This is a genomic window from Actinopolymorpha rutila, assembly GCF_013407855.1.
Taxonomy (GTDB): domain Bacteria; phylum Actinomycetota; class Actinomycetes; order Propionibacteriales; family Actinopolymorphaceae; genus Actinopolymorpha; species Actinopolymorpha rutila.
The window spans coordinates 2,108,300-2,122,324 of the sequence record NZ_JACBZH010000001.1 but is presented as its reverse complement, the minus strand read 5'-3'; the positions used below and the strand labels follow the sequence as shown (position 1 = coordinate 2,122,324).

Here is a 14,025-nt window from a genome sequence, read left to right as displayed (position 1 = left end):
GAGGGCGGATTCGCTGGTCACCGGCGTACCCTCCCGCGGAAGCGACGAGGTGGGAAGAGCTGTGGGTGCTATGGGCCCCACAGGTCTTCCCACCTCGTGCGGAATCGCGGTACTGCCGCCGCGAAACGTCAGCTGCGGGAGGCCGTGCCCTCGACGTAGTCGTCGTCGTGGCTCTTCACCCAGGCCATCAGCTTGCGCAGGTCACGGCCGACGGTCTCGATCGGGTGCTTCTCCGACTGCTCGCGGAACTTCTTGAACTCCGGGCCACCGGCATCCTGGTCGTCGATGAAGCGCTGCGCGAACGTGCCGTCCTTGATGTCGGCGAGGACGTCGCGCATCCGGGCCTTCACCGACTCGTCGATGATCCGCGGGCCGGACACGTAGTCGCCGTACTCGGCGGTGTCGGAGATCGACCAACGCTGCTTGGCGATTCCGCCCTCGTACATCAGGTCGACGATCAGCTTCAGCTCGTGCAGGCACTCGAAGTAGGCGACCTCGGGCTGGTAGCCGGCCTCGATGAGCGTCTCGAAGCCCGCCTGGATCAGCGCCGAGGCACCGCCGCACAGCACGGCCTGCTCGCCGAACAGGTCGGTCTCGGTCTCCTCGGTGAACGTCGTCTTGATGCCGCCGGCGCGCAGTCCGCCGATGGCCTTCGCGTACGCCAGGGTGAGCGGCCAGGCCCCGCCGGTGGCGTCCTGCTCGACCGCGACGAGCACCGGGACACCGCGCCCCTCGGTGTACTCGCGGCGCACCAGGTGACCGGGGCCCTTCGGTGCGACCATCGCCACGTCCACCCCGGCCGGCGGCTTGATGTAGCCGAACCGGATGTTGAACCCGTGGCCGAAGAACAACGCGTCGCCGTCGGCGAGGTTGGGCTCGACCGCCTCGGCGTACAGCTTCCGCTGCACCGGGTCCGGCGCCAGGATGACGATCAGGTTGGACTCCTCCACCGCCTCCGCCGGCGTGAGGACCCGAAGGCCCTCCGCCTCGGCCTTGGCACGGCTCTTCGAGCCCTCGGGCAGGCCGACGCGGACGTCGACACCAGAGTCCCGCAGCGACAGCGCGTGGGCGTGGCCCTGACTGCCGTATCCGAGAACGGCGACGGTACGACCCTGGATGACCGCGAGATCGGCATCGTCGTCGTAGAACAGCTCTGCCACAACTTCTCCTTTGACCAATTCATTGTGTGCGGGTCGTACGACGGGTACGGCCCCGGTGTGTTTCGGTGGCTGAACGCGCGGTCCGGCTCCTCGCGGGAGTCCGCCCACGCCCTGCCCTCAGGCGCTCCGCTCGCCCACCCGGTCCAGGGAACGAAGCGTCCGGTCTGTGATGGAACGGCCGCCGCGCCCGACGGCGACCATGCCCGACTGCACCAGCTCGCGGATGCCGTACGGCTCGAGGACCCGCAGCATCGCGTCGAGCTTGTCCGGGCTGCCGGTCGCCTCGATCGTCACGGTATCGGTCCCGACGTCGACCACCTTCGCCCGGAACAGCTGGACCGTCTCCAGCACGCTGCCCCGGGCCTGACCGTCGGCCTTCACCTTGACCAGCAGCAGCTCGCGCTGGACCGAGGTGGAGGGTTCGAGCTCGACGATCTTGATGACGTTGACCAGCTTGTTGAGCTGCTTGGTCACCTGCTCCAGCGGGAGCTCCTCGACGTTGACCACGATCGTCATCCGGGAGATCTCCGGGTGCTCGGTCGGGCCGACCGCGAGGGAGTCGATGTTGAACCCGCGCCGGGAGAAGAGTCCGGCTATGCGAGCCAGGACACTGGGTTTGTTCTCGACCAGCACGGAGAGGGTGTGTCGGGACATGTGCCTCGTCCTTGTCCTTTCGAGGGGCGCCGGCTACGACGACTGAGGGACGCCTGGGTCCTTTGGGTCGGCGACGCTGCGGAGTCTCAGAGGTCGTCGTTCTCCCAGACCGGCGCCAGGTCGCGCGCGATCTTGATGTCGTCGTTGCTGGTGCCGGCCGCCACCATCGGCCACACCATGGCGTCGCGGTGGACCACGAAGTCGATCACCACCGGGACGTCGTTGATCGCCATCGCCTTGGCCAGCACGTCGTCGATGTCCTCGGCCTTGTCGCAGCGCAGCCCCACACAGCCGTACGCCTCGGCAAGCTTGGCGAAGTCGGGGATCCGGCTGGAGTGCAGGTCGGTGTTGGAGTAGCGGCCCTCGTAGAAGAGGGTCTGCCACTGCCGGACCATGCCGAGGCTGGAGTTGTTGATCACCGCGACCTTGATCGGGATGTTGTCCAGCGCGCAGGTGGCCAGCTCCTGGTTGGTCATCTGGAAGCAGCCGTCGCCGTCGATCGCCCAGACGGTGGCGTCGGGCCGGCCCGCCTTGGCGCCCATCGCGGCCGGCACCGAGAAGCCCATCGTGCCGAGTCCGCCGGAGCTGAGGAACGTGCCGGGATTCTCGTACGAGACGAACTGCGCGGTCCACATCTGGTGCTGGCCCACACCCGGGACGTAGATCGCCTCCGGCCCCGCGACCTGGCCGATCCGCTCGATCACCTGCTGCGGCGACAGCGAGCCGTCGTCGGGCTTGTCGTAGCCCAGCGGGTAGCGGGAACGCCACTCCTCCAGCAGCCGCCACCAGCCGGTGTAGTCGCCCGTGCGGCCCGCGGCGTGCTCGGCCTGCAGCGCGACCACCAGGTCGGCGATGACCTCCCGGCAGTCACCGACGATCGGCACGTCGGCGGTGCGGTTCTTGGAGATCTCGGCCGGGTCGATGTCGGCGTGCACGATCTTCGCCCGCGGCGCGAACGTGTCCAGCTTCCCGGTCACCCGGTCGTCGAACCTCGCGCCCAGGCTGATCAGCAGGTCTGCCTTCTGCAGCGCGCCGACCGCCGCGACGGTGCCGTGCATCCCGGGCATGCCGAGGTGCAGCTGGTGGTTGTCGGGGAACGCGCCGCGGGCCATCAGCGTGGTGACCACCGGGATCCCGGTCATCTCCGCGAGCACCCGCAGCTCCCGCGCGGCCCGGGCACGCAGCACCCCGCCGCCGACGTAGAGCACCGGGCGCCGGGCCTCGCTGATCAGCCGGGCCGCCTCGCGGACCTGCTTGGCGTGCGGGCGGCTCACCGGGCGGTAGCCGGGCAGGTCGACACCTGCCGGCCACTCGAACGTGGTCATCGCCTGCATCGCGTCCTTGGACACGTCGACCAGGACCGGGCCGGGGCGGCCGGTGGAGGCGATGTGGAACGCCTCGGCGATCGTGCGCGGGATCTCCGCCGGGTCGGTGACGAGGTAGTTGTGCTTGGTGATCGGGAGCGTGATGCCCTGGATGTCGGCTTCCTGGAAGGCGTCGGTCCCGATCGAGCTGGCGGCGACCTGGCCGGTGACCGCGACCATCGGCACGGAGTCCATGTAGGCGTCGGCGATCGGGGTGACGAGGTTGGTGGCGCCCGGCCCGGAAGTCGCCATGCACACGCCGACCTTGCCGGTGGCCAGGGCGTAGCCCTCGGCGGCGTGGCCGGCGCCCTGCTCGTGGCGGACCAGCACGTGCCGGATCTTGCGGGAGTCCAGGAGCGGGTCGTACGCGGGGAGGATCGCCCCGCCGGGGATGCCGAATACCGTGTCGACGCCGGCTTCCTCCAGCGATCTGATCAGGCTCTGCGCCCCCGTCATCTGCTCACTCATGAGCGTCCTCTCGCTGTCGTGCCGGGTGTCCCGCTGCTGGAACCGCCGGCGTTCCTGCCGGTGCTGCCTGTGCGGGTGGTGCTGGTGTTGCGGGTCCTGCCGGTGCTGCGGGTGTCGTCGTCGTGGTGGTGTGCGCCGTCAGAAGAGTCCCCTGGGAAACAAAAACCCCTCGGCCCGTGTGGGCAACGAGGGGAGCGCGCTGGCTGGGAGCTTCGAGAGCGGTCAGCCGGCGCGCGAGTGGAGTACGAGAATCTGCGGACGCACCCATGCAGGTTTTCCGACCGGCCGCCTTCACGTCAAGCCAAACCCTTGGCAGTCTCGCCATGCGGACGATCCGTCCACATGGCGTCGTCATCGAACGCGGGCAGGCCGTCCACGCTGCGCTGGTTCTTCTGCCGGCGGTAGTCGCGCAGCCCCTCCTCGCCCTTGCGGCCCATGTGCTGGGGCAGCAGGTCCCGCTCCCCCACGTAGTCCATCAGGGGTACGCCGTAGCCACAGGAGTCGGAGATCCGGGTGACGTCCACGACGATCACCGCCCGGGCGCCGCGCCGCTCGGTGAACAGCGCGGCCAGCCCGGCGAACTCCTCGTCGTACATCGACACCACCCGGCCCCGCCCGTGCAGCCGGACGACGTTCGGGGGCCCCTCGAACGCGCAGAACATCAGCGTGATCCGGCCGTTCTGCCGCAGGTGGGCGATCGTCTCCGCCCCGCTCGCGGTGATGTCGAGGTAGGCGACGGTGTGCTCGTCGAGCACCGCGAACGTCCCGCCGATGCCCTTCGGCGAGACGTTCACGTGCCCGTCGGACCCGCTCGGCGCCGTGGCGACGAAGAACACCCGTTGTGCCTCGACGAACTGCCGCAGCCGCCCGTCGATGCGCTCGTGCACCTTGCCCATCGGTGTTCCCCCTTCGCCGTCGGTCGTGCCGTGAGGCCGGTCGTGCGTGAAGCCGGTCGTACCGCCGCCCAGTCGTGGAGTCGTCAGCCGCACACGGCGCCGTGCGCCGCGGACGTCACCAGCCGGGCGTACTTGCCGAGCACACCGCGGGTGTACGTCGGCGGCAGCGGCGTCCAGTCGCCGCGACGGCGCTCGAGCTCGTCGGCGTCGACGAGCAGGTCGAGCGTCCGGTTGGTCATGTCCAGCCGGACCACGTCGCCGTCGCGGATCAGCGCGATCGGGCCGCCGTCGACCGCCTCGGGCGCGACGTGGCCGACGCACAGGCCGGTCGTCCCGCCGGAGAACCGGCCGTCGGTGAGCAGCAGGACGTCCTTGCCCAGGCCCGCGCCCTTGATCGCGCCGGTGATGGCGAGCATCTCCCGCATCCCCGGTCCGCCCTTGGGTCCTTCGTACCGGATGACGACCACGTCGCCGGCCTGGATGGTGCCGTCCTCGAGGGCGTCCAGGGCACCGCGCTCGCGTTCGAAGACCCGGGCCGGGCCCTCGAACACCGCGGCCTCCAGGCCCGCGCTCTTGACCACGGCGCCGTCCTCGGCCAGCGAGCCGCGCAGGATCGTCAGGCCGCCGGTGCGGTGGATCGGGTCCTTGATCGCGCGGATGATCGTGCCGTCCAGGTCGGGCGGGTCGATGTCGGCGAGGTTCTCCGCCACGGTCTTGCCGGTCACCGTCATCGGCTCACCGTGCAGCAGACCGGCGTCGAGCAGCGCGCGCATCACCACCGGGATCCCGCCCACCCGGTCGACGTCGCTCATGACGTACCGGCCGAACGGCTTGAGGTCGCCGAGGTGCGGCACCTGGTCGCCGATCCGGTTGAAGTCGTCGAGGGTGAGGTCGACCTCGGCCTCGCGGGCGATGGCGAGCAGGTGGAGTACGGCGTTCGTGGAGCCGCCGAGCGCCATCACCACCGCGATGGCGTTCTCGAACGCCTCCTTGCTGAGGATCTGGCGGGCGGTAAGGCCGCGGCGCAGCATCTCCACCACGGCTTCGCCGGAACGCCGGGCGATGCCGTCACGGCGACGGTCGACCGCCGGCGGGGCCGCCGACCCGGGCAGTGCCATGCCGAGCGCCTCGGCCGCGCTGGCCATCGTGTTGGCGGTGTACATGCCGCCGCAGGCGCCCTCGCCGGGGCAGATCGCCTTCTCGATCCGGTCGACCTCCTCGCGCGGGATCAGCCCGCGCGCGCACGCGCCGACCGCCTCGAACGCGTCGATGATGGTGACGTCGCGGCCGTCGACCTTGCCGGGCAGGATCGAGCCGGCGTAGACGAACACCGACGCGAGGTCGAGCCGGGCGGCGGCCATCAGCATGCCGGGCAGGCTCTTGTCGCAGCCGGCCAGCAGCACCGAGCCGTCCAGGCGTTCGGCCTCCATGACCGTCTCCACCGAGTCGGCGATGATCTCCCGGGACACCAGGGAGAAGTGCATGCCGACGTGGCCCATCGAGATGCCGTCGGACACCGAGATGGTGCCGAACTCCATCGGGTAACCGCCGGCGGCGTGCACGCCGTCCTTGGCGGCCTTGGCCAGCCGGTCGAGGGAGAGGTTGCAGGGGGTGATCTCGTTCCACGACGAGGCGACGCCGATCTGGGGCTTCTCCCAGTCCTCGTCGCCCATCCCGACCGCGCGGAGCATGCCGCGGGCGGCGGCCCGCTCCAGTCCGTCGGTGACCTCCCGGCTGCGCGGCTTGATGTCGCTACTCATGTGCGTTGGGCTCCTCGTTCACCGTGGCGGTGGTGGGGCTTGCTGGGGCGTGGCGCCGGTACGCCGAGCGGTCGGCTGCGGATGCGCAGCAAATCGCGGGAACGTGCACCCGGGCCGCGGTATGGGGGGCGGGGTCACCGCACCCTCACTTTACGGCGGCGTCCGCGAGGGGCCGACGGTCGGGCTCGCGGGTGACCTGCCGGCCGGTCGCGTACGCCACCGCGAGCACGGCCAGCCCGAGCACCGGGCCGAGCACGCTGAGCAGTTGTTGCCACGGCGCGTAGGAGAGTTCGACGTCGCCGCCCCACGGCAGGACGTACTTGAAGATCGCGGCCGCCACCCACACCACGAACACCGCACCGGTCCAGCGCAGCGAACGCGGCAGGTGCGAGCCGACCAGCACCGTGGCGCCGAGCGGCACCACCCAGACGTAGTGGTGCGTCCACGACAGCGGGGACGCGAGCAGGGTGGCCAGGCCGCAGAGCGAGACCGCCAGCATCGGCTCGCCACGCCGCCACCACACCGACGCGACGTACGCACCGGCGATGCCCGCCGCCGCTCCGAGCGCGAGTCCGGCGTAGTGCTGCCAGCCGCCGTAACCGAAGAGCCGGACGACGACACCCAGCATCGACTGGTTCATCAGGAAGTGCGCGGGCCCGGTGCGGGTGTCGCCGGACAGCAGCAGCTTCGCGAACCCAATGGTCTCCCGCGGCATCACCACGGCGGTGGCGACGGTGATCACCGCGGCGGTGACGACGACGGTGCGCGCCTCCTTCCACCGCCTGACGAACAGCAGCATCACCACGAACAACGCGGGCGTGACCTTGATCGCCGCCGAGACGCCGGTGAGTACGCCAGTGGGCAGCAACCGTCCGCCGGCCCGGCCGAGCCGCGGCAGCCATCGGCGCCCGGGCACCAGGTCGGCGACCACCAGCGCCATCAGGAACACGTTGATCTGGCCGAAGCTGACGGTGGCGCGCACCGGCTCCACCACCAGCGCAAAGGCCGTGGCCAGCAGCGACAGCCGCCAGCCGCGCAGGCCCGCCCGGTGCAGGACGAACAGCAGCGCGAGACCGTTCAGGACCGTCCAGACCAGCTGCAGGAGCGTCTGCGGTACGAACACCAGCGGAACGCTGAGCAGCGCCGCGACCGGCGGGTAGATGAACGCGAGCGCGGTGTCCGGCGTACGGGCGGTGAGGATGTCCCCGCCGCCGAGCACGACGTGGCCCGTGTAGATGTACACGTCCAGGTCGACGGTGTTCGGCTGCCAGGGCCAGAACTCACCGTACGACTGTGCGAAGGGCAGCATCGCGAGCAGTGCGACGATCGGCAGCGCGACCCGGGCGACGACGCCCGCGATGCCCGCGCGGGGCGTCCCGGTCGCCTCGACGGTCCCGGTCGTCTCGCCCCTGCTGTCCGTGCTGTTGGTACTGGTCGCCACGTCAGTACGCTCCGGCGACGGTGTTGACCAGCGGCTCCCCCGCGGCGTACCGGCGAAGCTGGGCGCTCACCAGCCGCCGCCCGCGCGGGACGAACGCGGAGGTGTTGCCGCCCACGTGCGGGCTCAGCAGCAGCCCGGGCGCGTCCCACAGCGGGTGGCCGGCCGGTAGCGGCTCGGGGTCGGTCACGTCCAGCGCCGCCCGCAGCCGACGGGCGGTCAGCTCGGCCAGCAGGGCGTCGGTGTCGACGACCGGGCCGCGGGCGAGGTTGACCACGAGGGCGCCGTCACCGAGCTGGGACAGGAACTTCGCGTCCACCAGGCCGTGCGTCTGCTCGGTCAGCGGGACCAGCAGCACCACCACGTCGGCGGTGGGCAGGAGCTCCGGCAGCCGGTCCATGCCGGCCACACCCTCCGCCGGCGTACGGCTGACCCTGACGATCTCGCACTCGAACGGCTCCAGTCGGCGTTCGAGCGCCCGGCCGATCGCGCCGTACCCCACGAGGAGCACCCGCCGGTCTGCCAGGGCCGGCCGCCGGCCGGCGGCCCAGCGATGCTCGTCCTGGGCACGCACGAAGTCGGGGAATCCGCGCAGCGAGGCGATGATCAGCCCGACGCCGAGTTCGGCGGTGCTCGCGTCGTGCACGCCGCGGGCGTTGCACAACGTGACGTCGGGGCCGACGAACGGGCGGACGTTCTCCACGCCGGCGGTGAGGGTCTGTACGACCTCCAGCCTGGGCATGTCGGCGATGATCTCGACGGTGTGCGGCGCGCCCATGTACGGCGGAACGTAGAACGCCACGTCACCGATCGTGTCCGGCGGCTCGGCCAGCCCGTCGTACACGTCGATCGCCAGCCCGGCGGGCAGGTCGTCGTACACCTCCGGCGGCTCCGGCAGCCACACCCGCCGCGCGGTGCCCGTCTCGCCGGGACCGCCCGGCTCGCCCGTCCCGCTCGCTGCTGCTCCCACTACTGAGGTCCTCCTCGGCACTTCGTGACGTACTGGTCGAAGTCCCACGTGCGCAGGAACTCCCGGGCCGCCTGTGACCCCTCGGCCAGCAGCGCGTCCTGTTGTTCGGCGGTGACGTCGAAGTCGACCGCGGACACCGCCGAGGAGTCCACGAACGTCGTCCGGATCAGGCTGCACGGCTGCTGGGCGAGCTCGACGTTGTGCGCCTGCAGCAACGTCTCGACCAGCGCGGCGGTCAGCGCGACCGGCCCGCGTACCGGATGGGAGCGTGCCACAGGTCCGGGCTGGGTGGAAAGACGGACGCCGAATGTCGGCCACCGGGGCGGTCTGCCGTCGGTGCGGTCGAAGATGGTGATCGGGAAGTTCCACAGCAGGCCGCCGTCGACCAGCGTGGCGTCGCCCGCCCCGGCGCCCCTGCCGGCGACCGCCGCCCTGGCCGCGTTCGCCCGGCCGGCCCGCAGCGTGTAGGGCTCGAAGAAGTACGGGATGGACGCGGAGGCCCGGACGGCATCGGCGACCGACTGCTCGTCGGGGTCGAGGCCGTACTCCGGGTAGTCCCACGGCAGCCGGGCCGCACATTGCCGGGACACGTCGCTGGCCAGCACGACCAGGCGGTAGCGGTGGCCGGTCGGCAGGTCGCTGCCGGGGTCGGGCGGCAGCCGCAGATCGCCGAACGTCCTCACGCCGAGGTCCGCCAGGACGCCGGCGATCCAGTCGTGGAGATACTTCCCCTCGAACAGGCCGGACTCCACCGCCAGCGACATCCCGTCGACCAGGAGCCCGAGGCCCACCCGGTCGGCGACTCCGCCCACGACACCGCCGACGCGGCCCCGGTCGCGGAACTTCCGGTAGTCGAGGGTGCGGGCGATCTCCTCCAGCCGGTCCAGCGGCTCACCGGCCACCTGCAGGCCGGCGAGGACCGCACCGACGAGGGCGCCGGCCGACGTCCCGGCGATCCGCCGGAAGTCGTACCCGCTCTTGGCGAACGTCCCGACCGCGCCGACCAGCCCGATCCCCTTGACGCCGCCGCCTTCCAGGACGAGGTCCGCGGGAAGTGTCCCGGCGGCCTTCTCCGTCCGCTTTCCCGTCCGCCCGGCGCGGCCTTCCGCGCCCGGACTCTTTCGCGTGGTGCTCATACCTGAAGGTAGTCCGATCCTGCGACCCTGAGCGACTGGTTCGTGGCCGAGCGCAACGCCGTCCGATGGCGCGGTGGGTGGCCGCGCCGGTCGCCGTGCAGACTGGGCCCATGCGTCGCGCCAGGCTACTGCTCGCCCGGCCGGTCGGCAGGTCGGTCGGCAGGGCTGTCACCGGTACCGTCGCCGCCGCGCTGGTCGCCGGCGCCGTCGGCTGTTCGCCCTCGTCCGGACCGGGCGAGGACGACACCCGGCCGTCGCCCACGGGCACCGGCTCGACCGGGGACGCCGCGCACCGGCCGCGGGTGACCGGGGTCGTCGCCACCGGGCTGGCCGCGCCGTGGGGGCTCGCGTTCCTGCCCGACCGCAGCGCTCTGGTCGCCGAACGCGACTCCGGCCGGGTACGCCGGATCCCCGCGGGGAGCTCCGGGGCCGACACCCCCGGGAGTGGCCGGCCCGCCGAGGTGGGCCGGGTGCCCGGTGTCCAGGCCGGCGGCGAGGGCGGGCTGCTCGGGCTCGCGGTGGCCTCGACGTTTCAGGACCAGCCGTACGTCTACGCGTACCTCACCACCGCGAAGGACAACCGGATCGTGCGGATGCGGTACGCCGACGGGCGGCTCGGCAGCCCGGAGGTGCTCCTGACCGGCATCCCTTCGGCGGGCGTGCACAACGGCGGGCGGATGGTGTTCGGACCGGACGGCATGTTGTACGTCGGGACCGGTGACGCCACCGACGGCGACAACGCCCAGGACCGGCGCTCCCTGGGCGGCAAGATCCTCCGGCTGACCCCGGACGGCAAACCCGCGCCCGGCAACCCGTTCGGGGGCTCGCCGGTGTGGAGCTACGGGCACCGAAACGTCCAGGGCCTCGCGTTCGACCCCGACGGCCGGTTGTGGGCCGGCGAGTTCGGCCAGGACACCTGGGACGAGCTCAACCTCATCCGCAGAGGCGGCAACTACGGCTGGCCGCAGGCGGAGGGGATCTCGCAGGACCGCAGGTCGCTTGACCCGGTGGCGCAGTGGCCGACCAGCGACGCCTCGCCGTCCGGTCTCGCCTACGCCGACGGCGCGCTGTGGATGGCCGGCCTGCGCGGGCGCCGGCTGTGGCGGATCCCGGTACGGGACGGCCGCCGGGCCGGCGAACCGCAGGCATACTTCACCGGCACCTACGGCCGACTGCGCACCGTCGCGGTCGCGCCGGACGGCAGCCTGTGGCTGAGCACCAGCAACACCGACGGACGGGGAGCACCCGAGCCCGGCGACGACCGGGTCCTGCGATTGAGGCTTCCATGACCAACTCCCGAACCCCGCACCCGGCCCCGCGTGTGGTCCTGCGTGCGGTCCTGGTGACCGTGGCGCTGTGCACGGCCACCGCCTGTGGGCTCACCGGCTCCGGTAACTCCGACGGCGCCGCCGGGCCGGACCGTCGGGCCACACCGACGAAGAGCGCCCGGCCGACGCCGAGCACGGCCGGCCCCACGCCGTCGGCCACCACGAGGTCACCAAAGCCGTCCGCCCGGGCCACCTCGCCCGCGCCCACCCGGCGGCCCACTCCGCGGCCCACCGCATCCCGGAAGGCGCCGGCCGCGCGCCCTGCCGGTCCCGCCCGTCCCGTCGTCGCCGGCACCATCGCGAAGGGGCTCACCACACCGTGGGACCTCGCGTTCCTGCCCGACGGGTCCGCCCTGCTGTCCGAACGCGACACCGCGCGCATCGACCGGGTGACCCCGGGCGGGCGGGTCGGCACCGTCGGCCGGGTGCCCGGCGTCGTGCACGAGGGCGAGGGTGGACTGCTCGGCCTGGCCCTGTCGCCGCACTACTCCCGGGACCGTCTGCTGTACGCGTACATCACCACTCGTACCGACAACCGGGTCGTACGCATGACCTACGACGGCTCCCGGCTCGGCGCGCCGAAGGCGGTCTTCACCGGGATCCCGCGCGGGCCGCAGCACCACAACGGCGGGCGGCTGCGGTTCGGGCCGGACGGCTACCTCTACGTACCCACCGGTGACGGCGAACAGCGCGCCCGGGCGCAGAACCGCTCCTCGCTCGGCGGCAAGATCCTCCGCCTCACCGCGAGCGGGAAACCCGCGCCGGGCAACCCGTTCGGCACCGCGGTGTGGACCTACGGTCACCGCAACGTCGAGGGTCTGGTCTTCGACCCGCAGGGCAGGCTGTGGGCGAGCGAGTTCGGCGACAAGGCGGCGGACGAGCTGAACCGGATCCGGGCCGGCGGCAACTACGGCTGGCCGGTGCTGGAGGGGCGCGGCGGTGCGGGGCGCGGGTACGTCGACCCACTGGCGCAGTGGCCCACCGACGACGCCTCACCGTCCGGGCTCGCCTACGCCGACGGGTCGATGTGGCTGGCCTCGCTGCGCGGTGAACGCCTGTGGCGGGTGCCGGTCGCCGGCGGCCGCGTGACGGGACCGTCGAAGGCGTTCTTCGTCGGTACGTACGGACGGCTGCGGCACGTCGCCCGGGCACCGGACGGATCGCTGTGGCTGCTCACGAACAACACCGACGGCCGGGTCTCCCCGCGACCGGGCGACGACCGGATCCTGCGGGTGCGGTTGACCCGGTAGCCCGCGTCAACCGCACCTTGCGCATAGGCCCGGGTCCGGGTCACCGCCCGACGGTCGCCGCGCCTGCGGTCACTGCCCGAGGCGCTGCAGGATCAGCTCGCGGACGCGGCCCGCGTCGGCCTGTCCGCGCATCTCCTTCATCACCGCGCCGATCAGCGCACCGGCCGCGGCCACCTTCCCGCCACGGATCTTGTCCGCGACGCCGGGGTTGGCCTCGATCGCCCGGTCGACCGCCGCGCCGAGCGCGGAGTCGTCGCTGACGACCGCGAGCCCACGCTTCTCGACGACCTCCTCCGGGGTGCCCTCGCCGGCGAGTACGCCGTCGATGACCTCCCGTGCCAACTTGTCGTTGACGGTGCCGGCGTCGACCAGGGCCTGCACTCCCGCGACCTGAGCGGGCGTGATGGGTAGCGCCTCGAGTTCGACCTCGGTGTCCTTGGCCCGTCGGGCCAGCTCGCCCAGCCACCACTTGCGGGCCGCCGCCGGCGTGGTGCCGGCCTCCACCGTCGCCTCGACCAGGAGCAGCGCACCCGCGCCGAGGACGTCGCGGAACTCCATCTCGGTGAAGCCCCACGCCTCGAACAGCCGGCGCCGGTGCCGGCTCGGCGGCTCCGGCAGGGTCGCCCTCAGCTCCTCCACCCACTCCGCGGAGGGGGCGATCGGCACCAGGTCGGGCTCGGGGAAGTATCGGTAGTCCTCCGCCTCCTCCTTGGACCTACCGGACGTGGTGACGCCGGTGTCCTCGTGCCAGTGCCGGGTCTCCTGGGTGACCTTGCCGCCGTCGGCGAGGATCGCGGCCTGCCGGCAGATCTCGTACGTCAGGGCGCGTTCGACCGACCGCAGCGAGTTGACGTTCTTGGTCTCGGTACGCAGGCCGTACGCGGTCTCGCCCTGCCGGCGCAGGGAGATGTTCGCGTCGCAGCGCAGCGACCCCTGCTCCATCCGCACGTCGGACACGCCGAGCGCCCGGAGCAGGTCCCGCAGCTGCGCGACGTAGGCCCGGGCCACCTGCGGTGCCAGCCGGCCGGCGCCCTCGATCGGCTTGGTGACGATCTCGATCAGGGGGATGCCGGCGCGGTTGTAGTCGACGATGGAGTAGTCGGCGCCCTGGATGCGGCCGCTGACCCCGACGTGGGAGGACTTGCCGGTGTCCTCCTCCATGTGGGCGCGCTCGATCTCCACCCGGAAGGTCTGGCCCTCGACCTCCACCTCGACCACGCCGTTGACGGCGATCGGCTCGTCGTACTGACTGGTCTGGAAGTCCTTCGGCATGTCCGGGTAGAAGTAGTTCTTCCGCGCGAACCGGCACCACGGCGCGATGTCGCAGCCCAGGGCCAGCCCGATCCGGATCGCCGACTCGACCGCACGGCCGTTCACCGCCGGCAGCGAGCCCGGCAGGCCGAGGCAGACCGGGCACACCTGGGTGTTGGGGGCCGCACCGAACTCCGTCGGGCACCCGCAGAACATCTTGGTGGCGGTGTTCAGCTCGACGTGCACCTCCAGACCCATCACCGGGTCGAAGAGCTCCAGAGCCTCGTCGTAGGACATCAGGTCGGTGGTGACGGTCATGATGCGTCGTTCTCCTCGCCTGCGGGCGTTGC

The 14,025-nt window shown here is 71.9% G+C and carries 10 protein-coding genes and 1 pseudogene; 2 read left to right on the top strand and 9 right to left on the bottom strand.

Going from position 1 to position 14,025, the window contains the following annotated elements; genetic code table 11:
- Positions 1 to 128: 128 nt before the first annotated feature.
- From ilvC to F4554_RS09490, 8 genes and pseudogenes are all read right to left on the bottom strand, one after another.
- Positions 129 to 1,160 (bottom strand): ketol-acid reductoisomerase, encoded by a 1,032-nt coding sequence (gene ilvC, locus F4554_RS09525; RefSeq protein WP_179787046.1) that lies wholly within the window; start codon positions 1,158 to 1,160, stop codon positions 129 to 131.
- 117 nt (positions 1,161 to 1,277) lie between these two features.
- The gene (gene ilvN, locus F4554_RS09520; RefSeq protein ID WP_092656242.1) at positions 1,278 to 1,814 is read right to left on the bottom strand and encodes an acetolactate synthase small subunit; all 537 of its coding nucleotides are present in this window, start codon (positions 1,812 to 1,814) and stop codon (positions 1,278 to 1,280) included.
- Between the two features lie 86 nt (positions 1,815 to 1,900).
- Positions 1,901 to 3,658 (bottom strand): annotated as a pseudogene (locus F4554_RS09515) (acetolactate synthase large subunit); the annotation flags it as partial.
- A gap of 284 nt (positions 3,659 to 3,942) precedes the next feature.
- A complete protein-coding gene (locus F4554_RS09510; protein WP_179787044.1) occupies positions 3,943 to 4,542 on the bottom strand; it encodes a pyridoxamine 5'-phosphate oxidase family protein in 600 nt (199 codons plus the stop codon).
- An 83-nt stretch (positions 4,543 to 4,625) separates the two neighbouring features.
- Positions 4,626 to 6,302 carry a dihydroxy-acid dehydratase gene (gene ilvD / locus F4554_RS09505; RefSeq protein WP_179787043.1) on the bottom strand — a complete coding sequence of 559 codons (1,677 nt, stop codon included), beginning with the start codon at positions 6,300 to 6,302 and terminating at the stop codon, positions 4,626 to 4,628.
- Between the two features lie 145 nt (positions 6,303 to 6,447).
- On the bottom strand, positions 6,448 to 7,743 hold the full coding sequence (locus F4554_RS09500; protein WP_179787042.1) for a glycosyltransferase 87 family protein: 1,296 nt from the start codon (positions 7,741 to 7,743) through the stop codon (positions 6,448 to 6,450).
- A 1-nt stretch (position 7,744) separates the two neighbouring features.
- A complete protein-coding gene (locus F4554_RS09495; protein WP_337795942.1) occupies positions 7,745 to 8,710 on the bottom strand; it encodes a 2-hydroxyacid dehydrogenase in 966 nt (321 codons plus the stop codon).
- On the bottom strand, positions 8,710 to 9,846 hold the full coding sequence (locus F4554_RS09490) for a patatin-like phospholipase family protein (protein ID WP_179787041.1): 1,137 nt from the start codon (positions 9,844 to 9,846) through the stop codon (positions 8,710 to 8,712). Before F4554_RS09490 ends, F4554_RS09495 begins: the two co-directional genes overlap by 1 nt.
- Before the next feature lie 110 nt (positions 9,847 to 9,956).
- Between F4554_RS09490 and F4554_RS09485 the strand changes: the two genes are divergently transcribed.
- Together F4554_RS09485 and F4554_RS09480 are read left to right on the top strand one after the other, a co-directional pair.
- On the top strand, positions 9,957 to 11,135 hold the full coding sequence (locus tag F4554_RS09485) for a PQQ-dependent sugar dehydrogenase (RefSeq protein WP_179787040.1): 1,179 nt from the start codon (positions 9,957 to 9,959) through the stop codon (positions 11,133 to 11,135).
- Positions 11,132 to 12,424: a PQQ-dependent sugar dehydrogenase gene (locus F4554_RS09480; RefSeq protein WP_179787039.1), complete on the top strand. Its 1,293-nt coding sequence runs from the start codon at positions 11,132 to 11,134 to the stop codon at positions 12,422 to 12,424. The genes F4554_RS09485 and F4554_RS09480 overlap by 4 nt, the downstream gene beginning before the upstream one ends.
- Positions 12,425 to 12,493: 69 nt before the next feature.
- Here the strand turns inward: F4554_RS09480 and gatB are convergent, their stop codons facing one another.
- Entirely contained in the window at positions 12,494 to 13,993 is a 1,500-nt protein-coding gene (gene gatB, locus F4554_RS09475; protein WP_179787038.1) for an Asp-tRNA(Asn)/Glu-tRNA(Gln) amidotransferase subunit GatB, read from the bottom strand.
- Positions 13,994 to 14,025 lie beyond the last annotated feature (32 nt).